General features: G+C 69.3%; 18 protein-coding genes. 13 read left to right on the top strand and 5 right to left on the bottom strand.

Annotation, left to right across the window (positions count from 1 at the left end):
* The first annotated feature begins 40 nt into the window (after nucleotides 1-40).
* The 6 genes from ACQY76_RS17410 to ACQY76_RS17385 are packed head-to-tail and all read left to right on the top strand — an operon-like array spanning nucleotide 41 to nucleotide 7,350.
* Nucleotides 41-1,612, top strand: coding sequence for a sugar ABC transporter ATP-binding protein (locus ACQY76_RS17410; protein ID WP_428029967.1), 1,572 nt, complete (start codon nucleotides 41-43; stop codon nucleotides 1,610-1,612).
* Complete coding sequence (locus tag ACQY76_RS17405; protein ID WP_428029966.1) at nucleotides 1,609-2,634, top strand: ABC transporter permease; 1,026 nt, start codon at nucleotides 1,609-1,611, stop codon at nucleotides 2,632-2,634. Before ACQY76_RS17410 ends, ACQY76_RS17405 begins: the two co-directional genes overlap by 4 nt.
* Nucleotides 2,627-3,640 (top strand): ABC transporter permease, encoded by a 1,014-nt coding sequence (locus tag ACQY76_RS17400; protein WP_428029965.1) that lies wholly within the window; start codon nucleotides 2,627-2,629, stop codon nucleotides 3,638-3,640. Before ACQY76_RS17405 ends, ACQY76_RS17400 begins: the two co-directional genes overlap by 8 nt.
* The gene (locus ACQY76_RS17395; protein WP_428029964.1) at nucleotides 3,640-4,491 is read left to right on the top strand and encodes an FAD binding domain-containing protein; all 852 of its coding nucleotides are present in this window, start codon (nucleotides 3,640-3,642) and stop codon (nucleotides 4,489-4,491) included. The genes ACQY76_RS17400 and ACQY76_RS17395 overlap by 1 nt, the downstream gene beginning before the upstream one ends.
* 19 nt (nucleotides 4,492-4,510) lie before the next feature.
* Entirely contained in the window at nucleotides 4,511-4,984 is a 474-nt protein-coding gene (locus ACQY76_RS17390; protein ID WP_428029963.1) for a (2Fe-2S)-binding protein, read from the top strand.
* A complete protein-coding gene (locus ACQY76_RS17385; RefSeq protein ID WP_428029962.1) occupies nucleotides 4,981-7,350 on the top strand; it encodes a xanthine dehydrogenase family protein molybdopterin-binding subunit in 2,370 nt (789 codons plus the stop codon). Before ACQY76_RS17390 ends, ACQY76_RS17385 begins: the two co-directional genes overlap by 4 nt.
* 52 nt (nucleotides 7,351-7,402) lie before the next feature.
* On the opposite strand, the gene ACQY76_RS17380 is transcribed toward ACQY76_RS17385, so the two are convergent.
* From ACQY76_RS17380 to ACQY76_RS17370, 3 genes are all read right to left on the bottom strand, one after another.
* A complete protein-coding gene (locus ACQY76_RS17380; RefSeq protein ID WP_428029961.1) occupies nucleotides 7,403-8,320 on the bottom strand; it encodes an SDR family oxidoreductase in 918 nt (305 codons plus the stop codon).
* Nucleotides 8,321-8,564: 244 nt separating this feature from the next.
* Nucleotides 8,565-9,035 carry a DUF2147 domain-containing protein gene (locus ACQY76_RS17375; protein WP_428029960.1) on the bottom strand — a complete coding sequence of 157 codons (471 nt, stop codon included), beginning with the start codon at nucleotides 9,033-9,035 and terminating at the stop codon, nucleotides 8,565-8,567.
* A gap of 395 nt (nucleotides 9,036-9,430) precedes the next feature.
* A complete protein-coding gene (locus tag ACQY76_RS17370) occupies nucleotides 9,431-10,369 on the bottom strand; it encodes an AraC family transcriptional regulator N-terminal domain-containing protein (protein WP_428033043.1) in 939 nt (312 codons plus the stop codon).
* Between the two features lie 158 nt (nucleotides 10,370-10,527).
* Between ACQY76_RS17370 and ACQY76_RS17365 the strand changes: the two genes are divergently transcribed.
* The 6 genes from ACQY76_RS17365 to ACQY76_RS17340 all read left to right on the top strand — a co-directional run bounded on the left by ACQY76_RS17365 (nucleotide 10,528) and on the right by ACQY76_RS17340 (nucleotide 17,397).
* Complete coding sequence (locus ACQY76_RS17365) at nucleotides 10,528-11,844, top strand: MFS transporter (protein WP_428029959.1); 1,317 nt, start codon at nucleotides 10,528-10,530, stop codon at nucleotides 11,842-11,844.
* A gap of 245 nt (nucleotides 11,845-12,089) precedes the next feature.
* The gene (locus ACQY76_RS17360) at nucleotides 12,090-12,731 is read left to right on the top strand and encodes a DedA family protein (protein ID WP_428029958.1); all 642 of its coding nucleotides are present in this window, start codon (nucleotides 12,090-12,092) and stop codon (nucleotides 12,729-12,731) included.
* An 80-nt stretch (nucleotides 12,732-12,811) separates the two neighbouring features.
* Complete coding sequence (locus ACQY76_RS17355) at nucleotides 12,812-13,423, top strand: class I SAM-dependent methyltransferase (protein ID WP_428033042.1); 612 nt, start codon at nucleotides 12,812-12,814, stop codon at nucleotides 13,421-13,423.
* A gap of 282 nt (nucleotides 13,424-13,705) precedes the next feature.
* Nucleotides 13,706-14,158, top strand: coding sequence for a (2Fe-2S)-binding protein (locus tag ACQY76_RS17350; RefSeq protein WP_428029957.1), 453 nt, complete (start codon nucleotides 13,706-13,708; stop codon nucleotides 14,156-14,158).
* A 3-nt stretch (nucleotides 14,159-14,161) separates the two neighbouring features.
* Nucleotides 14,162-16,381 (top strand): molybdopterin cofactor-binding domain-containing protein, encoded by a 2,220-nt coding sequence (locus ACQY76_RS17345; protein ID WP_428029956.1) that lies wholly within the window; start codon nucleotides 14,162-14,164, stop codon nucleotides 16,379-16,381.
* Nucleotides 16,382-16,413: 32 nt separating this feature from the next.
* A complete protein-coding gene (locus tag ACQY76_RS17340; RefSeq protein ID WP_428029955.1) occupies nucleotides 16,414-17,397 on the top strand; it encodes an XdhC family protein in 984 nt (327 codons plus the stop codon).
* On the opposite strand, the gene ACQY76_RS17335 is transcribed toward ACQY76_RS17340, so the two are convergent.
* Both ACQY76_RS17335 and ACQY76_RS17330 read right to left on the bottom strand, forming a co-directional pair.
* Nucleotides 17,394-18,398 carry an AraC family transcriptional regulator gene (locus tag ACQY76_RS17335; RefSeq protein ID WP_428029954.1) on the bottom strand — a complete coding sequence of 335 codons (1,005 nt, stop codon included), beginning with the start codon at nucleotides 18,396-18,398 and terminating at the stop codon, nucleotides 17,394-17,396. The genes ACQY76_RS17340 and ACQY76_RS17335 overlap by 4 nt on opposite strands.
* A 76-nt stretch (nucleotides 18,399-18,474) precedes the next feature.
* Nucleotides 18,475-19,302 carry a helix-turn-helix transcriptional regulator gene (locus tag ACQY76_RS17330; protein ID WP_428029953.1) on the bottom strand — a complete coding sequence of 276 codons (828 nt, stop codon included), beginning with the start codon at nucleotides 19,300-19,302 and terminating at the stop codon, nucleotides 18,475-18,477.
* 87 nt (nucleotides 19,303-19,389) lie between these two features.
* On the opposite strand from ACQY76_RS17330, the gene ACQY76_RS17325 reads away from it, so the two are divergent.
* Nucleotides 19,390-20,310, top strand: coding sequence for an SDR family oxidoreductase (locus ACQY76_RS17325; RefSeq protein WP_428029952.1), 921 nt, complete (start codon nucleotides 19,390-19,392; stop codon nucleotides 20,308-20,310).
* Nucleotides 20,311-20,398 lie beyond the last annotated feature (88 nt).

Here is a 20,398-nt window from a genome sequence, read left to right as displayed (position 1 = left end):
TCGATGGCCCAGCTCACAATGCCGACAGCGAGGACGGTGCATGACGGAAACCGGCTCAGGCGCGATCGACCCGGCCGCGGGCCATGGGGCGCCGTTGCTCGCGCAACCTCTGCTTGCACTTGCCGGCATCTCAAAGCGCTTCACCGGCGTGCGGGCCCTTGACCGGGTCGACCTCGACGTGCGCGCGGGCGAACTGCACGTGCTGTTCGGCGAGAACGGCGCCGGCAAGTCGACGCTGATCAACGTCATCGCCGGCACCTTCGCGCCGGACGAAGGCAGCTTCCACTTCGACGGCGCGGAGATCCGCCACCTCTCGCCGCAGCGGGCGCGCGCCATCGGCATCAGCCCGGTGTTCCAGGAATTCTCGCTGGTGCCGAGCCTCACCGTCGAGGAGAACCTGTTCCTCGGGCGCGAGGTGTCGACCGGCGGCATCCTGCGCGCCGGGGCGATGCGCAAGAAGGCCCGCGCGCTGATCGACGAACTAGGCTTCGACCTCGATCCGGGCCGGCGGGTCGACGACCTGTCGCGCGCCCACCAGCAGATGGCGGAAATCGCCAAAGCCCTGCTGAGCAAGGTGCGCCTGCTCATCCTCGACGAGCCGACAGCCTCGCTCACCGACCGCGAGACCGGCCGCCTGTTCGAGCTGATCGCCCGGCTGAAGGCGCGGGATGTCGGCCTCATCTACGTGTCGCACCGTATGCGGGAGATCCGGACGCTGGCGGACCGGGTGACGGTGCTGCGCGACGGAAAGCATATCCGCACGCTCGATGCGGCGGGCGTCACCGACGGCGAGCTTGTCGAGCTGATGACCGGCCGGCGGATCGACGTGCTCTTTCCCACCATCCCGCACGCGCCAGCGGAGGTGAAGGTGGATGTGGAGGGGCTAACCCTTGCCGACGGCTCGGTGAAGGACGTGAATTTCCATGCGCGCGCCGGCGAGATCACCGGCATTGCCGGTCTTGTCGGCTGCGGCAAGTCCGAGCTGGTGCGGGCGATCTACGGCATCGAGCCGATCGAGGCCGGCACGGTGCGCATCGACGGCACGCCCTATGACGCCCCTGCCCCGCGCGCGAGCCTCAAGCGCGGCGTCGCCTACTTCCCGGCCAATCGGGTGGCCGAAGGGCTGGCCCTGTCGCGCTCCATCCGGGAAAACACCTCGATGACGGCGCTGGACCTTCCCCGGCTCGCCCGGTTCGGCCTTCTGCGCCAGGGCGCCGAGCGGAGCCTGGTGGCGGCGGCCATGGAGCGGCTGAAGCTGCGCCCTCCCAATATCGAGCGCCCCGCGGGTGCGCTCTCCGGCGGCAACCGCCAGAAGGTCATGCTGGGACGGGCGCTGACCCGCGAGCTCCAGGTCTTCCTGTTCGACGAACCGAGCGTCGGCATCGATGTCGGTGCCAAGCTCGAGGTTTATGAGTTCATGAAGCAACTGGTGGAGGCGGGAGCGGCGGTGATCGTCGTCTCGTCGGAACTGCCGGAGGTGCTGGCGCTCTCCAACCGCCTCTATGTCATGCATCACGGGCGCATCGCCGCCGAACTCAGCGGAGCGGAGAAGACCGAGCAGAACGTGCTGGCCTCCTTCTTCCGGGAACATCTGTCGACGGAGGCGGCATGAGCGCGCACGCCTCCTCTTCGCCAGCCACCGGTGCCGTGGCCCTTCCCTTTGCCCGCAGCCTTCTCGGCCGCATCGGCTTCCTGCCGGCGCTGCTCCTGCTGGTGGTCGCCGGCATGTCGGCGGTCGATCCCCAGTTCTACGGGCCGATCAACATCCTCAACATCCTGCGCAACGCCGCCTTCCTCACCATCGTGGCGTGCGGGCAGGCCATGGTGATCATCGCCGGCGGCTTCGACCTGTCGGTCGGCGCGGTGGTGGCCTTGGCCAGCGTGGTGACGGCCAAGGCCATGGCGATGGCCGCCGTCGCCTTTCCCGGCAACGAACCGCTGATCATCGCCTGCGGCGTCGTCGCCGGGCTCGGCAGCGGCGTGATCGTCGGGCTGATCAACGGCCTGTGCGTCGCCCGGCTGAAGGTCTCGGGCTTCGTCGTCACGCTCGGCACCATGTCGGCCACGGCCGGCGTCGCGCTCATGATCACGTCAGGCATTCCGGTTTACGGCATGCCGCAGAGCTTCGTGCGGGATTTCGGCCGCGCCCAGTTCTTCGGCCTGCCGACGGCGATCTATCTCGCACTGGCGGTGCTGCTGGTCATGGTGTTCGTGCAGCGCCGCACTCTGTTCGGCCGCTATGTCTACGCCATTGGCGGCAATGCCGATGCGGCGGTGGTCTCCGGCGTCGGCATCAAGCGGCACCTCGTCGGCGCCTATGTGCTGTCGGGCCTGCTGGCGGCGCTGACCGGCCTCCTGCTCACCGCGCAAGTGGGTTCCGGACAGGCGAGCTTCGGCGGCGACCGCATGATGCTGCAGTCGATCGCCGCAGCCGTCATTGGCGGCGTCAGCCTGCGCGGGGGCATCGGCCGGGTCGAGATCGTCGCGGTCAGCGCGCTGTTTCTCACCATTCTCGGCAATGCGCTGAACCTGCTCCACATCGATTCCCGTCTGCAACCCGTGTTCCTCGGCGTCATCATGGTGGTCGCCGTGGCGCTGGACGAGCTTGGACAGCGGAGGAAGACCCGTGTCTGATCTCGATCTTGCGACCTCGCCCGCTACGGCCCCCGCCTCCCGCCGCCTCGCCGTGCAGGCGCTGTTGTGGCAGGCGGCGCTGCCTATCGCCCTGGTCGTTCTGCTGCTCGGCTTTGCCGCCGTCGATACCGCGGTGCTGACGCCCGGCAATTTGGTCAACATCGTGCAGCAGGCGAGCTATCTCGCCTTGTTCGCGATGGCGCAGACGGTGGTGATCCTCACACGCGGCTTCGACCTCGCCCTCGGGCCGACCGTCTCGATGGTGAGCGTGGGTGCCGCCCTGGCCATGGCCAGCGCCGTGGCCAGCGGCTACGATCCATTGGCGGTGCTGCTCATCGGGCTCGTTGCGGGCTTCGCGCTCGGCGCGGCGTGCGGCCTCTTCAACGGGCTCGTCATCGCCTATCTCAGGGTCAGCCCCTTCGTGGCGACGCTCGGCAGCTACAACATCGCCATCGGCATCGCCACCACGCTCTCGGCCGGCAGGCCGGTGCAGGGCGTGCCGGACCTGTTCTCGCATCTGCTTTATGGCGGCAGCCTGCTGGGCATGCCGGCGGCGGTTCTCATCACGGTGCTGGTCGGCATCGGCCTCCATCTCATGCTGACCCGCACCGTCTACGGGCGGGAACTCTACATCATCGGCACCAATCCGCGCGCAGCGGCGGTGGCCGGGCTTCCGGTGAAGCGCCTGCTCGTCGCTACCTATGTGCTGTGCTCGACCCTCGCGGCCCTGGGCGCGCTGATGATGACCGCGCGCACCGGTTCGGGCGAGCCCAATCTCGGCGGCTCGCTGTCGCTTCAGGCCATCGCGGCTGCAGTGGTGGGCGGCACCAGCCTTGCCGGCGGGCGCGGCGGCGTCGGCACGGCGGTGGTCGGCGCGCTGTTCGTCACCATCCTTTCCAACGGCATGAACCTGACCCGGATCGACGGCTATGTGCAGATGGTGGTGCTCGGCGCCATCGTCATCATCGGCGTCGTGCTCGACCGGCTGCGGCTGGAGCGGCGCTGATGGTGTCCTCGACGCACCCCTCGCTCTACATGGCGCCCTCGCTCGATGCCGCTGTCGACGCCCTCGCCGAGCGGGGCAAGGACGGGACGCCCTTTGCCGGAGGCACCTGGATCATGCGCGCGCCGGTGCGTCACGAGCGGTCGACGCCGGCCTATGTCGGGCTCGGCCGTATTGCGGAACTCGGCCATGTCGAGTTTCGGGACGATCATGTCCTGCTCGGCGCCGGCGTCACCCATGCCCGCCTCGCGGAGGCGCTGCGCGACCTGCCGGACCTGCAGGCCCTCGCGCAGGCAGCCGGCCACTCGGCCAACCCCGCCGTGCGGCGCGCGGCGACGGTGGGCGGCAATCTGTGCACGCCCGGCTTCCCGGCCGCCGACCTGGTCCCGGCGCTGCTCTGCCTCGATGCCGAGGTCGACATCGCTTCGCGCGACGGTGTGGAGCGCCTGACGCTGGAGCGGTTCCTCGCCCTTCGCGGATCGCTGGGGCCGGGGCGCCTGCTGACGCGGGTCCGGGTTGCCCGCTCGCCCGCCCGCAGCGCGCATGCCCGTCTGCCGCTGCGCAAGGCGGGCGACTACCCCACCGCCATTCTCAGCCTGTCGGTGGAGCGCGACGGGACCGGGCGCGTCACACAGGCCCGGGTCGCCGTCGGCTCGGTGGAGCCGCTTGCACGCCGCTGGCCGCGCCTCGAAGCGGCGCTCATCGGCGCCCCGTTGGATGACGCCTCGGCCCAGCGCATGGCCACCCAACTCGTCGACGACTTCAACGGTCGCGACGGCGTCGACGCGCCGGGCTGGTATCGCGTCAGCGTGCTGCCCGCGCTGGCCCGGCGAGCCGCAGCCGCGCTCTGCTGATCACCCGGAGGAAGCCAGGATGCCGACAGAGATGAGGGTGAACGGCACGGCAAGGCGATCCGCCGGCAACCCGCTGACCCCGCTGATCGACGTGCTTCGCGACGAATTTCACCTCACCGGCGCCAAGCCGGTGTGCCGCGAGGGGTTCTGCGGCGCCTGCCTCGTGCTGGTGGACGGCGCGCCGAGAGCCTCCTGCCTGATCCCGGTCGCGCTGGCCGAGGGCTGCGATATCGTCACCATCGAGGGTATTTCCGCGCTCGACCGTCTCAACGACATCCAGACTCAACTCGACCGGCACGACGCCGTCCAATGCGGCATGTGCTTCCCCGGCATGGTGATGACGCTGACCCACTTCCTCGCGCACAACACGCAGCCGAGCCGGGAGGATGTCCGCGCCGCGCTCACCGGCAATATCTGCCGCTGCACCGGCTATGAGCGCATCGTCGACGCGGCGCTGGCCGCCGCCGGCGCAGGCGGGGAGGTTCGCCCATGACCGTCGAGGCCGTGATGGAGTTTCGCCGGCGCGATGCCCGCGACAAGCTGACGGGGCGCACCCGCTACACCATCGACCGCGCCGCGCCGGGCATGCTGCACGCCGCCGTGCTGCGGGCGCCGGTGGCATCGGGACGTCTCGTGAAGCTCGATACCGCCATGGCGGCGGCTCTGCCGGGGGTGCGCGCCGTGGCCACCGCCGCCGATGCGCCCGGTCGCATCGGCATCGGCGTGGCCGATCACGCGCTCTTCGCCGAGGACGCGGTGCGCTATGTCGGCGAACCGCTCGCCGCGATTGCCGCCGAGACGCCGGAACAGGCGCAGGCTGCGCTGGCGGCGATCGAGGTTGTGATCGAGCCGCTGCCGGCCGTCATCACCATGGAGCAGGCGCTGGCGCCGGGTGCTCCGCTCGTACACGCGGCATGGCAGGACTATGAGGTGCTGCTGGAAGGCGGTGCTCGCGCCGGCAATGTCGCCTGGGAGGCCACCGTCCTGCGCGGCGATGTCGACGCCGCCTTCGCCCGGCCGGATGTCACCATCGTCGAGAGCGCGTTCCGCGTCGGACGACAGAACCACATGGCTTTCGAGCCGCGCGCGGCCGTGGCACGCTACGAGGAAGGCCGCTTCCATATCGAGACGTCCACACAGGTGCCGTGGACGGTGCGCAATGCTACGGCGCGCTTCCTCGGCGTGCCGGCCTCGCAGGTGCGGGTGACCGTGCCGCCGGTGGGTGGCGCCTTCGGGCTCAAATTCGACATTGCCATCGAGCCCTTCGCCGCGCTGCTGGCGAAGAAGAGCGGCCAGTCGGTGCGGCTGGTCAATTCGCGCGAGGAGGAAATGCTCACCTGCCTGTTCCGCGAGAACGCCGAAATCCGCATCCGCTCGGCGGTGACGGCAGACGGCACGATCGCCGGGCGCGAGGCGGTGGTGCTGATGGATTGCGGGGCGCATGGCGGCGAGCAGATATTCCTCACCACCATGACCGCCCACACGCTCGGCGGCAATTACCGGCTCGGCGCGGTCCGCCTCGCCTCGCGCGCCGTCTACACCAACACCGCGCCGAACGGCGCCTTCCGGGCCTGCAATGGCGTCTACAACACCTTCGCGCTGGAACGGCACACCGACGAGATCGCCGCCGCCATTGCCATGGACCCGCTGGAATTCCGCCGGCGCAACGTTCTCGGCGACGGTGATCTGGGCGCCACCGGCCAGGTGTTCGACGGCGACGTGCTGCGCCCGATGCTGGCGCGCATGGAGGCTTTGCGCGCGCGCGGCGAGCCCGGCCGGGCGCGGGAGGGGCGCCTCCACGGGCGCCTCTACGGCCGCGCCACGACGGTCGGCACCTGGTTCGTCTTCACCGGTCCCTCGGCGGCGACGGTGAACATGAATGCCGACGGCAGCGCCACCCTCGTCACGTCGGGCGTCGAGATCGGCTCCGGCTCGATGATGCAGAGCCTGCCGCAGATCGTCGCCGGCGAACTCGGGATCCGCCCGGACGAGGTGGTGGTGCGCCAGGCCGATACCGATGCCTCGGGCTACGATGTCGGCGTCGGCGGCGGACGGCAGACCGTCTCGCTCGGCGCCGCCAGCCTCGCGGCGGCGCAGGACGTGCGCGCCAAGCTGATGACGGTCGCGGCGCAGATGCTGGAGGCCACGCCCGGCGACCTGGTGATGCAGGGCGGCCGGATCGAAATCGCCGGCCCCAACGGCGCCGGCTTCAGCATTGCCGAGGTGACGACGCGGGCGCAGGCCCTGCTGGGACCGGTCGGCGGCACCGGCTCCTCCACCCGCACCGGCGTACCCGCCATGCCCGGCTGCGTCGCCGGTCACTTCATCGACGCTCTCGACATCCCGGTCTTCGCCGTACACGACTGTGAAGTCGCGGTCGATCCTGATACCGGCCATGTCGACGTGCTGAGCTACCGTGTCGTGCAGGATGTGGGACGGGCGCTCAACCGCAGCGCCATTGGCGGCCAGATCCAGGGCGGGGTCGTGCAGGGCCTCGGCTACGCCCTGCACGAGGAAGTGTCGATCGACGTGGAGGGCCACATCCGCCAGAGCGGCTTCGAGACCTACCGCGTGCCGCTGGCCGGCGATGTGGTGCCGGTGGAGATCGATCTGTTCGAGGGGGCGCCCTCCCTGGGGCCGCTGGGCATAAAGGGGGCCGGCGAGGTGCCGATCCTGAATGTGGGCGCGACAGTGGCCTGCGCGGTCGCCAACGCCACCGGCCGGCGCGTGCAGGAGCTGCCGCTGACCCCGCCCCGCGTCCTCGCCCTGCTGCTCGGCCGCGAGCCCGAACTCGCCTTCCCACATATACAGCCGGCATGGCCCGACAATCTGGTGCAGCCGCATCGTCCGCAGAGCTGATCCCGGCGAGCGATACCGCTGAACACGGCGGCGGGCGGCGTTCATCCGCGTCCTACCCGAAGCTCACCCCGGCAAGTTCCTCCGAAACGTCCCAGAGGCGGCGCGCCACGGCGGCGTCCAGTGCCTGCTTGGGGGGTGCCTCCCGCGTGGGGTGGCCGCGCATTCCCCACAGCCGGTCGGGCCCGTAATGGGCGCCGTCGCGCGCGGCCGGGTCTGTGGCGGCAAACAGCGTCGGCAGCGCGCCCTGCGCGGCGGGCTGGAACAGCCGCCGAAAGGCGCGGCGCAAAAAGTAGACGGTGCGGGTGGGCCCGCCGGGGGTGTTGAACAGAAGATCCGTACGCGAGAGGCCGGGATGCGCCGCAAGGCTCTGGACGCCCCATCCGCCCGTCTGGCTGCGCCGGCTCAGCTCGAAGGCGAACAGCAGGCACGCCAGCTTCGACTGCGCGTAGACGGGAAAGGGCTGGTAGCTGCGCTCGGCCTGCAGATCGTCGAAATGGATGGCGCCCCGGCGCGCCGCGATGCTGCCGACGGTTACGACGCGGGAATCGCGCCGCTTCTTCAGCAGCGGCAGAAGATGCGCGGTGAGGGCGAAATGGCTGAGGTAGTTGGTGCCAAACTGCAGCTCGAAACCGTCGCGCGTCTCGCGGCGCTGCGGCGGCGTCATGACGCCGGCATTGTTGATCAGGAGGTCGAGGCCGTCATGTTCGTCTGCAAGACGCGCGGCAAAGGTGGCGACCGAGGCGAGGCTGGCGAGGTCCACCTCGCCGAACCCCACCTGCGCGCCGGGGACGGCCTGCCTGATGGCGGCCACGGCAGCCTCACCCCGGTGCGGATTGCGCCCGGCGATCACCACGCGGGCACCGGCACGGGCCAGTGCCAGCGCATCCTCGAAGCCGAGGCCGCCGGTGCCGGTGACGACGGCAGTGCGGCCGTGCTGCGAGGAGATGTCCCGGCTGGTCCATCGTGTCATGTTCGATCCTTGCTGGTTGGGAAGGGCGGCAGGGCCTCGCCGCTTCGCCCGGTTTTTTCGATGCCGGCGCTAGGGTGCCCGCCGCGCGTGAGACCGCCATGCCGGAACGCGCAGAAAACATGCCTATTCCTGCAATTTGCCGGCGGATGGAGGACGGCGCGTGTCCATCCGTTAGAGCCAGCAGCCGATGGTCGCGACGCGGGAGCCCTGCGCGTACTGATGCAGGGCTTCACACGGCACGGCCTCACTGCACGCGGCGGAAGACCAAGCTCTGGCCGAGCAGCGGTGCGCCCATATAGGCGCGCACTTCCATCTTCTCGCCGACCAGTTCCGCCTGGGCCGACATGGTGCGGCCGGTGGCGCCGCTGTAGAAGTTTCCGCCCTCCCACCGGCCATCGCGCGCGTCCCACTTCAGATCGGTGACGAAGACGATCCCTTCCAGCGACCGGTCGCGCAGCGCCGCATCGGGGTTGAGCGTATCCTTCTTGAACGTCTTGCCATCGGCTTCCATCACCAGCTTGCCGTAGAGCATGCGGGCGGCGTAGCTGCCGCCGGCATCGAACATCTCCAGCTTGATATTGCCGTTCTCGGCTTCCCACACGCCGACGATGTCGTGCGGCGAAGAGGCCTGGGCAGCGGCATGGCCAGCCGAAAAGGCAGTCATGCCGGCCGTGAGCGAGACAGCCAGAAAAGGCCCCAGGACGGAGTTGCGCATTGGGTGTTCCTGTCGAATGAGGGGGGTGAGCGACGGGCGACGCCTCGTCGCCTCGGACGGGGATGGCCGAATGATCCAGCGGCTCGGCAGGAGCCGGCTCGAAAAGGGCCGGTTGGTTCCCGCTCGGCGGGCAATGGCCATCGGCGAAGAAACTAGACGTGGATGCCGCGAGGGCGAATGCCGAAACGGGCAAAAAACCTGCCTGATCCTCCAACCACCGGTGACGTTGCCGATCCGCCTTCTCCTAGGCGTGCGCACCTATCCTGGCGGCTCGACGGCTGGGACCCGTGGCGGCAATCGGGGCTGACCGGGCCTCACACGAAAGCGCCCCGCCACCGGCATTTTGCTGCCAGGCGACGGGGCGCGTTCAGTCGGCGCGGATCGATGAAGCGGTCTCAGGCGCTCCGGACGCTGGCTGCCGGCAGGTCGCGGCCGGTCAGCGTGCGATACAGCCGATGCTGGTTCAGCACGTCGCGCTTGGGCGCAACGCCGAACATGCGGGAATATTCGCGGCTGAACTGCGAGGCGCTTTCATAGCCGACTTTGTAGGAGGCATCCGCCACGCTGGCGGCACTTGTCACCATCAGCCGCCGCGCCTCCAGCAGGCGCAGCTGCTTCTGGTATTGCAGCGGCGTCATCGAGGTCAGCGCCTTGAAATGCTGGTGGAACGAAGACGGGCTCATATGCGCCGCCTCAGCGAGCTGCTCGATGCGCATGGGCTGCGCAATGTTGTCCCGCAGGAGATGGATGGCCCTGGCAACCCGCTCGGTGTTCGACGCCGGCAGCGATAGCTTGCAGATATCGGCGCCATGTGGGCCGCTCAGCAGCCAGTAGCAGATGTCGCGCATCGCCGATGGGTACAGAATGGGAATGGCCTTCGGCGTGTCGGACATCCGCACGAGGCGCTGGATGCACTCCGCCAACGGCTCGTCGACCTGCGCCACGAAGGCACAGGGCCCGCCACCCGCCGGGAGCGCGGGCGGCTCGTCCAGCCGCTCGACCATGTCCCGGATGACCGCCACGTCGAGCTCGACGGTGAGACCGACAAAAGGCTCGTCGGCACTGGCCTTGATGATGCGCCCGGTGCCCGGCAGCTCGATGCTCACGACCAGGCATTCCATGACCCCGTAGTCGAGCGTCTCGTTGCCGAAGAGAATCTGCTTGGCCCCCTGCAACACCACGCAGAGCGAAGGCTGATAGATCTTGCGATTGGGCATCACTTCCTGAAAGGAACGTATGATGTTGAACCCGGGCACGGGCGTCGGGAACAGACCCTGCCCGCCGCCCTGGCTCTCCATGTACGAAGTGACGGCCTCAAAAAGCGATGACGGCACACACGCCTCCGGTTCGTTCTGCGCCTTCTGCACCCCGCATCCCTCAAGGGATCTGGCGCCTGCAGGAATAGGCAAATTTATTGACGTTTCGGGCATTCTGATCATTGGACTCTCCTTCTAGCTTAATGGTGCGACCCAAGCTGAGGAGCGTGCCTAGGATGACGGAAAGTGCGGTGAGATCAATAGATAGACTAAAGGATATCCCTTATCCATCCGCTGGATCCGGTAGCGAATACGTGAGCGGCTGGCGTGTCTATGCAACACTTCTGACACTTTTCCTCGTGAGCACGATCTCGCAGGTCGACCGCATTCTGCCTTTCATTATGGCGGAGGCGATCAAGCGCGACCTTTCCTTGAGTGACACGCAGGTGGGACTGCTCACCGGCGTTCCCTTCGCGGTGTGCTACACCCTGCTGTCAATGCCGCTGGCACGCGCTGCGGACCGAGGCTCGCCGCGCTTCGTGCTCGTTGCCTGCATCGTAGCCTGGAGCGCGATGACAGCGCTGGGCGGTTTCGCTGCCACGTTTCTGTTGCTGGCCCTTACCCGGTTCGGCGTCGCCGCCGGCGAGGCCGGCGCCTTCCCGGCCGGCCATGCCATCATCGCCCGGAAGATCCGGCCCGAACGGCGCGGCATGGCGATCGGCCTTTTCGCCATGGGCATGCCGATCGGCGCGATGGTGGGTTTCGCGGCCGGCGGCGCGGTCGCCGACGCACTGGGCTGGCGGGTGGCCCTGATCGGCGCGGGAGCCATTGGCGGGGTGATCGCCGTACTGGCTTTCGCCGTCATCGGTCCGACGGCGCCGCTCCGGCAGACCTCCGCGACAGGCGAGACCTTCCTTCGCTCCAGCGCGCGGCTGCTGGCAACGCCGGCCTTCCGCTGGCTGTTTATCGGCGCCATCGCGGTCGGCTTCGCCTCGGCACCGTTCTACGCCTTCGCGGCACCGTTCCTCATCCGCGTCCACGGCTTCACGGCCGGCGAGGCCGGACTGGCCTTCGGTCTGCTGCAGGGGCTGATGGGCATCGTCGGAACGGTGGTCGGCGGGCGGATGTTCGACCGTGCGGTCCAGTCCGGCACCGGCCGGGTGCTCGGGCCGCCGGCCATCCTGTTCCTCATCGCCAGCGTCACCACCTCCGTCGCGCTGTTCGTCCCCAGCGGCTGGGTGGCCGTCGCCCTGCTGGTGCCGGGCATGCTGTCCTTCGCCTTCATGCTGCCCTGGGCCTTCGGCGCGTCGCATCTCGTCGCCGGCAAGGGCAAGGAGGCGCAGGCCACCAGCATCGTGATGGTCGGCTCCGGCCTGATGGGCCCGGCCCTCGGGCCGCTGATCGTCGGCATGGTCAGCGACGCGGCAAGCGCCGCGCAGATACCGAACGGCCTCGCGCTCGGCATGCTCGCCGTCCCGGTCGCGAGCGTCGCCACCGCCATCGCCATGCTGATCGCCAACCAGCGCATCGCCGACGCGTTCGGGCGCCGCTGAACCGACGGACAGGTCTTCCACCCACGGCCCGCGACCACCGGCGCAGGGCACGACCCCGCGCGCCGTCGTTCACACCGCACCGAGATCGGATCAGGAAACACTGCCCCGTTTCTGCTGATCCGATGAGGTCGCCGCGCGCCATGGCGCCGGCGATCTCCACAGCCACCGAAGGCGCCGCCTGCGCCACACCCGCAACGGCTCCTTCGGTGGCCCCGTTTTCAACATTGGACAGAAAGAGGCCGCTGATGGATTTCGATCCTGTAGGCACAACCATGGCGTGGATCAGCGCATTTGGGATTGCAGGTCTGTTCGCCGTGGCGGTTACCGAGCGCTTCGTGCCGGTGATGCCCTCCTACGGCCTGCTGCTGGCGATCGGCATTGCCGCCGGCGATGGCGTCTGGTCGCTCTGGGGCGCGTTCCTCGCCACCAGCGCGGGCAGCCTGCTCGGCTGCGCGCTCTGCTTCTACGCCTTCCGGGCGCTGGGCGAGGCGCGCTCCCGCCGGCTTGTCGTCGGCGCCGGCCGGCTCTTCGGCATGGCCCCCGAGCGCACCGTGCGCTGGATCGGCGCGTTCCGCCGGAACCAGACGATTCTGGCCTTCTCGCTCCAGCTCCTGCCGACGGTCCGGCTGCTCGCCCCGGCCTTTGCCGCGCTTCTTCGCGGCAATGCCCAGGGCTTTCTCGCCGCCTCTGCCGGCGGGATCCTGGTCTGGAACGGCCTCTTCATCGGCGCCGGCTTCGTGGCCTCGCACGCCATCGATACGGCCAATGCGACGGTGCTCGCCCTGGCGGTGCTCGGCGGCCTGCTCGCGGCGGAAGGCGTGCTGATCTGGATCACGCGACGGCTTCGGGCGCGGCGCACCCCGGAGGCCGCGCTGTGCCGGCACTGACGGCGGCTTACCTGGCGCAGCTCGCGCGCGCCGTCTCCACGCAACCCGGTTCGGGATCATCTCCAATGCACCAACTTCGTATGGCCGAGACACTCGGCTTCTTCCAGCAATGGCTCAGAAGCCCGCTGCGGGTCGCCGCGATCGCGCCTTCGGGACGCGCGCTGGCCAGCCTCATCACCAGCGAGATCTCGCCCGATACCGGGCCGGTGATCGAACTGGGGCCCGGCACCGGCGCGTTCACCCGCGCCTTGATCGCGCGCGGTGTCCGGCAGGAGGATCTGGCGCTGATCGAGTACGGCTCGGAATTCGCCGTCGCGCTGCAGGCCCGGTACCCGGGGGCGCGGACGCTCTGGATGGATGCCGCGCGCCTCCAGACGGTCGATCTCTTCAACGGCCAGCCGGCGGGCGCCGTCGTCAGCGGGCTTCCGCTGCTGTCCATCGCGCCGCGCAAGGTGATGGCGATCCTCATCGGCGCGTTCGGCAAGCTGCGGCCGGACGGCGCCTTCTACCAGTTCACCTATGGCCCGCGCTGCCCCGTCACGCCGCGCATGCTGGACCAGCTCGACCTTGAGGCGGCGCGCATCGGCGGCACGCTGGCGAACCTGCCACCTGCCGCCGTCTATCGCCTCCGCCGGCGCGGCGCCGGCGCCCGCCGCGATTTCCCGCGCCGCGACATCGCCGGGGGCCGGTGAGGTTCGCGCGCGGCGCGTCCAGATGAGCGCTCCGCGCGAGAGCTGCACGATCTCAAAGAAAAGTCAGACGGTCCAGCATAGGTCGAACTCTCCTCCAGAGTTACGTTCGAACAATGATGAGTTTGTCGCGCGACAGTTACGTAAGTCGCGCGTCCCTGAACGACCTCTCGGTTCGCGCCTCCGAGATGTTGCATTGGTCAACAGGCGATCTCTGCCAAAGCACCGTTGGCGTGCGGAACTCATCATCAGTCTGAACACCTTTGGCCCGAAGAGGGAGACATCATGACCGCCTTCACCATCAACGGGCGCGCCGTCGAGGTCGCCGCGGAACCCGACACGCCGCTGCTCTGGATCATCCGGGACGAGCTCAAGCTCACCGGCACCAAATATGGCTGCGGCATCGCGCTGTGCGGCGCCTGCACGGTGCATGTCGACGGTGAACCCACGCGCTCCTGCCAGACCCCGTTGCAGGATGTCGCCGGGCGGCAGGTGACGACGATCGAGGGGCTTTCCCCCGATTCCAGCCATCCCCTGCAAAAGGCATGGATCGCCGAGCAGGCGCCGCAATGCGGCTACTGCCAGTCCGGCCAGATCATGCAGGCGGCCGGGCTTCTGGCGAGTAACCCGCGTCCGAGCCGCGAGGAGATCGTCGCGCATATGGACGGCAATCTGTGCCGCTGCGGGACCTATGACCGGATTATCCGCGCTGTCGAGCGCGCCGCGCAGGAGAGCTGAACCATGACGGCATATCTCGAGCCCCGCACCACCGCCCTGTCACGGCGCAGCTTCCTCGTCACCCTGGGCGGCGCCGGCATCGCCGTGGCGTTCGCCAGCGCGCCCGCGCTCCTGCTGGCGCCCGAGGTGGCGGAGGCCGCCGCCGGCGGCTTCACGCCCAATGCGTGGGTCACCATCACCGCCGACGGCACCGTCAGCCTCATTTCGCCCGCCTCCGAGATGGGGCAAGGCGTGATGACCGCGCTGCCGCTGCTGATCGCCGAGGACATGGATGCCGACTGGGAGAAGGTCCGCGTCGTGCAGGCGCCCTCCGACGCCGAAACCTACGGCAATCCCGGCTTCTACGGCATCCAGCTGACCGGCGGCAGCGAGACGATGCGGGGCTATTACCAGTTGCTCCGCCTCGTCGGCGCGCAGACGCGCAAGGTCCTCCTCGCCGCGGCTGCCGAGCGGCTGAACGTGCCGGTCGGCGAACTCGCCACCGAGCCCGGCCGCGTGGTGCATGCCCGCAGCGGGCGTTCGCTCGGCTATGGCGAGATCGCCGCAACGGGTTCGCTGCCCGACCCGCTGCCGCAGGCGACCGAGGCTGACCTCAAGCCGGCCGACCAATGGCGCTATATCGGCCGGCACGACGTGGATCGTGTCGACGTGCCCTCCAAGGTCAATGGCACGGCGCGCTTCGGCATCGACGTCACCCTGCCGGGCATGCTCCATGGCGCGGTCCTGCGGCCACCCGTGCCGGGCGAGCGGCCGGAAAGCATCGACGATACCGCCGCGAAGGCGGTGAAGGGCGTGACGCGCATCGTGCCCCTGCCCTATGGCGTCGGCATCATCGGCGAGAGCACGGACGCCGTCCGGCGCGCCAAGGAGGCGCTGGCCGTTACCTGGAGCAGTTCCGCGAAGGCCCGCGCCTATGACAGCGCCGCTCTGGCGGAGGCCTACCGCGCCGCCGGCCGCGACCTCGCCCAGGCCGGCGTGCCGGCGCATGCGCAGGGCGACGCGACCGCCGCCATTGCCGGCGCCGCGCGGGTCATCGCCGCCGACTATCTGACCGACCACGTCTACCACGCCACCATGGAGCCGATGAACGCGACGGCGCTGGTGACGGGCGACACCGTCGAGGTCTGGGCGCCGACGCAGGGCCCCACGGCGACGCTGCGCTTCGCCGCCGCAGCGGCCGGCACGAGCCCGGACAAGGTGAAGGTCCACACCACCCTGCTCGGCGGCGGCTTTGGCCGCCGGGCCGAGGATGATTTCATCACCGATGCGGTGCTGCTGGCCAAGGAGGTCGAGGGCCGGCCGGTCAAGCTGGTCTGGAGCCGCGAGGATGACGTCCAGCACGGCAAGTATCGGCCGCTCGCCGCGCAGCATGTCGAAGTGGGCCTCGACGCGACGGGCCGCATTGTCGGCTGGCGTCACCGCGTGGTCGCCGATTCCATCTTCGCGCGCACCATGCCGGAGATGTTCAAGGGCGATGGCGGGCTCGACACGGTGGTGACCGACAGCACGATCTTCAACTACCGCGTCCCCGCGCATCTGGTGGAGTACATCCGGCAGGACAGCGGGCGCGATGTCGGCTTCTGGCGCGCTGTCGGCTACGGCCAGAACAATTTCGGCGTGGAATGCACGATCGACGAGGTGGCGTCGGCCCGGGGCGTCGACCCGGTGGCGTTCCGGCTTGAGCTGCTGAGCGGCGAGCCACGCGCGCAGAAGGTGATCGAGGCGGTTGCCGCAATGGCGCAATGGCAGCGGCCGCGCGAAGGCCGGGCGCTCGGGATCGCCTATACCGATGCCTTCGGCGCGCATTGCGCAGAGGTCGCCGAAGTGTCGCTCGACCGGGAGAGCGGCGAGATCCGCCTGCACGATGTGTGGTGCGTGGTCGATCCCGGCGTGGCGGTCCAGCCCCGCAACATCGAGGCGCAGGTGACGGGCGCGATCCTCTTCGGCGCGAGCCATGCACTCTACGAGCAGATCAACATTGTGGGAGGGCAGGTGCAGGAGACCAATTTCGACACCTATCGCATCCTGCGCATGTCGGAGATGCCGCGCATCCATGTGAAGGTGACGCCGACGCCGGAGAACAAGCCGGCCGGCATCGGCGAGGTCGGGCTGCCGCCGGTCGGGCCGGCCATCGCCAACGCCGTGGCCCGCCTCACCGGCGGCGTGCGGCTGCGGCATTATCCGTTCCTGCCGGAACGGGTGAAGGCGGCGCTCGCCGGGTAAGCGTTCGGGACAACGATCCGAAGGAGTCGAGCATGCAGAGGCCGGACAGCAGTTGGGACCCGTTCGACGATCACGTCGTCGACTTCGCCCTGGCTCGCCTGCGGGCGGGCGAGCGCGTCGCCCTCGTCACGCTGTTTTCCATCGATGGCGCGTCGCCGCGCCCGCTCGGCGCCCAGATGGCCGTTACCGCCGCCGGCGAGAGCGTCGGCTATCTCTCGGGAGGCTGCCTCGAAAGCGCGGTGATCGCCGAGGCCGTCGAGGCGATGCAGGCCGGCGAAAATCGCCTCGTCCGGTACGGCAAGGGCTCGCGATATCTCGATATCCAGCTGCCCTGCGGCAGCGCGATCGACCTGTTCTTCGACGTGACGACGACGCTCGGCGATCTCGAAAGACTGGACCGCCAAGACCGCGCGCGACAGATCAGCACGGTCGAGATCGGCCCCGCCGGCGGGCCGCACGGCCCGGTGCTGACCCGCCATTACCGCCCCCGGCCGCAGCTGGTCGTCGCCGGCGTCGGCGCCGCTGCGGTGCAACTCCTGCGGCTGGCCGGTGTCGCCGGCTTCGCCACGCGGCTCCTGTCACCGGACACGCCAACGCAGGCCGCCGCCATGCGGGATGGCATACTCGCCCTCCCCGTCCCGCGCACCGGCCACGCCGAGGCCCTGGCAGCCGATGCCCGCACCGCAGTCGTGCTGATGTTCCACGATCATGAATGGGAACAGGCGTTGCTCAACGCCGCGCTGGCGAGCGAGGCGTTCTACATCGGCGCACTCGGCAGTCGGACAACGCAGCAGGCGCGCCGCAAGCGCCTGCTCGGCGAGGGGTTTCGTGCCGAGACGGTGGCGCGCATCCGGGGGCCGGCCGGGCTGTTCCATGGCGCGAAGAGCGCCAGCGCCATCGCGGTCTCGATCCTCGCGGAGATCATGCAGGCCGAGCAGGAGAGGTTTCCCGCGCTCGCCACCGTCGCGCATCCGAGCACGGCGCGTGACCTCGCGCTGCCGGCGCACGATTTCTAGCGCGCCCCCGCCGCACGGCGATAGACGGCGTGTGATAGCGGCTCGCCCGCAGCCGCCTCGTCGCGGCGCGGAGCGGCGCCATCGGTTGGGGGCATGGCCCGCGCCTCGCGTCCGTACTGGCGTGGCGAGCATCCCATGAGGCGCTTGAACGCGGTGCTGAACGCGCTTTCCGATTCATAGCCCAGCGCGAGCGCGATCACCCCGATGGAATCGCCGGTATTCTGCAGCCGGTCGCAGGCCAGCAGCATGCGCCAGCGCACTACATACTGCATCGCCGGCTCGCCCACGCTCTCCCGAAACCGCAGCGCAAAGGTGGAGCGCGACATGCCGGCGCACACGCCAAGCTCCTGCAGGGTCCACCCATGCGCCGGATCGGCATGGATCGCCCGGATCGCCGCACCCAATTGCTTGTCCGCCAGCGCGAACAGCCAGCCATCACCGGTGCCCGCTTCGAGATGAACGCGCAGCGCCTGCACCAGCATCATGTGAGCGAGATGCTGCAGCACCAGCGCGTTGCCGGCTTGGCGCTCGCGCAGTTCTTTCATCATCTGCTCGACCGACCAGCGCAGGGCCGCTTGTCCCGACTGCCCGCCAATATGGACGATGGGCGGCAGCAACCCCAGCAACAGGTCGGCATGGTTGCCACGCACGGCGAAGCGGCTGCCGACGAGGGCGAAGCCGCCGCCGCCATTGAAGGTCACCACGCCGCCATGATGCGCCGGCCGGAAGATCTCGCTGGCAGGCGTGGCCGGCAGGCCGAGGTCGCTGGCCATGCGGAACGGACGGCCGCGCGGCAGCACGAAGCACTCCCCGGCCTGCAGGCGCACTGGCTCGCCGACGCCTTCGACGGCCAGCCAGCAGCCGCCCGAGACGACGGCGTAGCATTTGATGAGCGTGCTCTGGTCGCCGAACTGGACCGCCCAGTCGCCACCGGCGTCGAAGCCGGACGAGACATAGGCATGCGGCTTCAGCAGGGACAGGAGGTCGGAAAGCGGATCCATGACATTCCGTTCGGTCGAGAACAGCAAAGCGGGCTAGGCAGCGCCCAGTCGCGGCGCCGGGAAGTTCCTGCGTCGGCTACGCAGGGCCGCATAGCCGATGCATCTTTTCGAGGTCGGCACTCCCGGCCGGCACATAGACCATCAGCCTGAGGTCGGGCCGGCCGTCGATGGCGAAGGACGAGAACTCGAAGGTCATCTCCCCCACCACGGCGTGGCGCAGCGTCTTGGCGCCTTCGCCGGTCATCCGCACGTCGTTCTCGCTCCACAGCCGGGTGAAGTCGGCGCTGGCGGCGGAGAGTTCGGCGACGAGTTCGGCCGCCCGCTCGTCCTCGCCTGCGCGGGCGGTTTCGGCGCGGAAGGTCGCCACCAGAAACCGCGCCACCGCCTCCCAGTCGCTTTGCGCCGCGCGCGTGGCCGGATCGAGAAACATCCGCCGCAGGATGTTGCGCTCCTCCGGCGCCAGCGCCTCATAATCCGTCAGCGCGAGCCGGGCGGCGCGGTTCCAGCCGATAATGTCCCAGGTCGAGGTGGCGACCGTCGCCGGCAGGAACGGCATCGCGTCGAGAAGGCGTTGCAGCCGCCCCGATATGCCCTCGCCGGCGGAGTTGCGCGCCTTGGGGGGATGGCCGATGCCGACCAGGAACAGATGCTCCCTCTCCGCCTCGGTCATCATCAGCGCCTGCGCGAGACTGTCGAGCACGCGCGGCGAAGGGGCGCCGCCACGTCCCTGTTCCAGCCACGTGTACCAGGTGGTGCTGATATGGGCCCGCTGCGCCACTTCCTCGCGCCGCAGGCCCGGCGTCCGGCGGCGCCCGCCGAAGCCCAGCGCGGCGGCATCGAGCCGCTGCCGCCGGTCCTTCAGGAACGCGCCGAGGCGGTGCGTGTCGCCTTCCGTATCCAGCATGTTGTTCATTATACCCGTATAAAGTCACGTCTTTAACTGGGTATATTTTGGCCGTCCTTCTCCCTCCTGGCAAGAAGGAGAACAGCCATGCAAGTATTTGTGACCGGCGCGACCGGGTTTGTCGGCTCGGCCGTGACGGCGGAGCTCCTGGCGCATGGGCACCGGGTCGTGGGGTTGGCGCGATCCGAGCGCAGTGCCGCCGCGCTCCGACAGATGGGCGCGGACGTCCTTCGCGGGGACCTCGCGGCACCCGAGACTTTGCGTGCCGGGGCGGGGACCTGCGACGCGATCATCCATACCGGCTTCATCCACGACTTTTCGCGGTTCGCCGAATCCTGCGCGATCGATCGAGCGGCCATCGAAACACTCGGCGCTGCGATCGAGGGAACGGCCAAGCCGCTGATCGTCACGGCGGGCCTCGCCTCCCTGGACGCCGCCGGTCCTGTCGCGCGGGAGGCCGACGCCGCCCTGCCGCCCACCGATGCCTATCCGAGGGCGTCGGAGGCGGCGGCAAGCGCCCTCGCCGCTCGCGGCATCCGCGCCGGCGTCATGCGCCTGCCGCCCTCCGTCCATGGCAGAGGCGACCATGGCTTCGTGCCGATGCTGATCGACATGGCGCGGCAGAAGGGCCTGTCGGCCTATATCGGCGCGGGCAGCAATGTCTGGCCGGCCGTGCATGTGACGGATGCCGCCAGCGCCTTCCGCCTCGCCGTCGAGCGCGGCGCCGGCACCGGCACGTTCCACGCCGTGGCCGAGCAGGGCATCCCATTCCGCGCGATCGCGCAGGCTATCGCGGCCGGCCTCGATCTTCCCTGCGTGTCACTGACGCCGGACGAGGCGCGCGATCATTTCGGCTGGTTCTCCGGATTTGCCTCCCTGGACCAGGCGGCCTCCAGCGAGCGGACCCAGGCCCTTTTGGGATGGAACCCCACCGGGCCGGACCTCCTGGCCGACATCCGCGATGCGGGCTATTTCGGCGGAGCGTCGGAGACCAGCGTTCCGAAGTAACGCGGGGCCACTACGGCCACGGCCCGGGAGGATGGCGATATCATCCTCCCGGGATTGCCGCCGGAGCGCTCGGTCCCGTAGGCGGGGG

Source organism: Ancylobacter sp. (assembly GCF_965279025.1).
GTDB lineage: Bacteria > Pseudomonadota > Alphaproteobacteria > Rhizobiales > Xanthobacteraceae > Ancylobacter.
This window is presented reverse-complemented; position numbering and strand designations above follow the sequence as displayed.

What these genes read in the sequence shown, in the direction of transcription:
- ACQY76_RS17410 (WP_428029967.1), top strand. Translation starts at nt 41, where the DNA reads ATGACGGAAACCGGCTCAGGCGCGATCGACCCGGCCGCGGGCCATGGG.
- ACQY76_RS17405 (WP_428029966.1), top strand. Translation starts at nt 1,609, where the DNA reads ATGAGCGCGCACGCCTCCTCTTCGCCAGCCACCGGTGCCGTGGCCCTT.
- ACQY76_RS17395 (WP_428029964.1), top strand. Translation starts at nt 3,640, where the DNA reads ATGGTGTCCTCGACGCACCCCTCGCTCTACATGGCGCCCTCGCTCGAT.
- ACQY76_RS17390 (WP_428029963.1), top strand. Translation starts at nt 4,511, where the DNA reads ATGCCGACAGAGATGAGGGTGAACGGCACGGCAAGGCGATCCGCCGGC.
- ACQY76_RS17385 (WP_428029962.1), top strand. Translation starts at nt 4,981, where the DNA reads ATGACCGTCGAGGCCGTGATGGAGTTTCGCCGGCGCGATGCCCGCGAC.
- ACQY76_RS17380 (WP_428029961.1), bottom strand. Translation starts at nt 8,320, where the DNA reads ATGACACGATGGACCAGCCGGGACATCTCCTCGCAGCACGGCCGCACT.
- ACQY76_RS17375 (WP_428029960.1), bottom strand. Translation starts at nt 9,035, where the DNA reads ATGCGCAACTCCGTCCTGGGGCCTTTTCTGGCTGTCTCGCTCACGGCC.
- ACQY76_RS17365 (WP_428029959.1), top strand. Translation starts at nt 10,528, where the DNA reads ATGACGGAAAGTGCGGTGAGATCAATAGATAGACTAAAGGATATCCCT.
- ACQY76_RS17360 (WP_428029958.1), top strand. Translation starts at nt 12,090, where the DNA reads ATGGATTTCGATCCTGTAGGCACAACCATGGCGTGGATCAGCGCATTT.
- ACQY76_RS17355 (WP_428033042.1), top strand. Translation starts at nt 12,812, where the DNA reads ATGGCCGAGACACTCGGCTTCTTCCAGCAATGGCTCAGAAGCCCGCTG.
- ACQY76_RS17350 (WP_428029957.1), top strand. Translation starts at nt 13,706, where the DNA reads ATGACCGCCTTCACCATCAACGGGCGCGCCGTCGAGGTCGCCGCGGAA.
- ACQY76_RS17345 (WP_428029956.1), top strand. Translation starts at nt 14,162, where the DNA reads ATGACGGCATATCTCGAGCCCCGCACCACCGCCCTGTCACGGCGCAGC.
- ACQY76_RS17340 (WP_428029955.1), top strand. Translation starts at nt 16,414, where the DNA reads ATGCAGAGGCCGGACAGCAGTTGGGACCCGTTCGACGATCACGTCGTC.
- ACQY76_RS17335 (WP_428029954.1), bottom strand. Translation starts at nt 18,398, where the DNA reads ATGGATCCGCTTTCCGACCTCCTGTCCCTGCTGAAGCCGCATGCCTAT.
- ACQY76_RS17330 (WP_428029953.1), bottom strand. Translation starts at nt 19,302, where the DNA reads ATGCTGGATACGGAAGGCGACACGCACCGCCTCGGCGCGTTCCTGAAG.
- ACQY76_RS17325 (WP_428029952.1), top strand. Translation starts at nt 19,390, where the DNA reads ATGCAAGTATTTGTGACCGGCGCGACCGGGTTTGTCGGCTCGGCCGTG.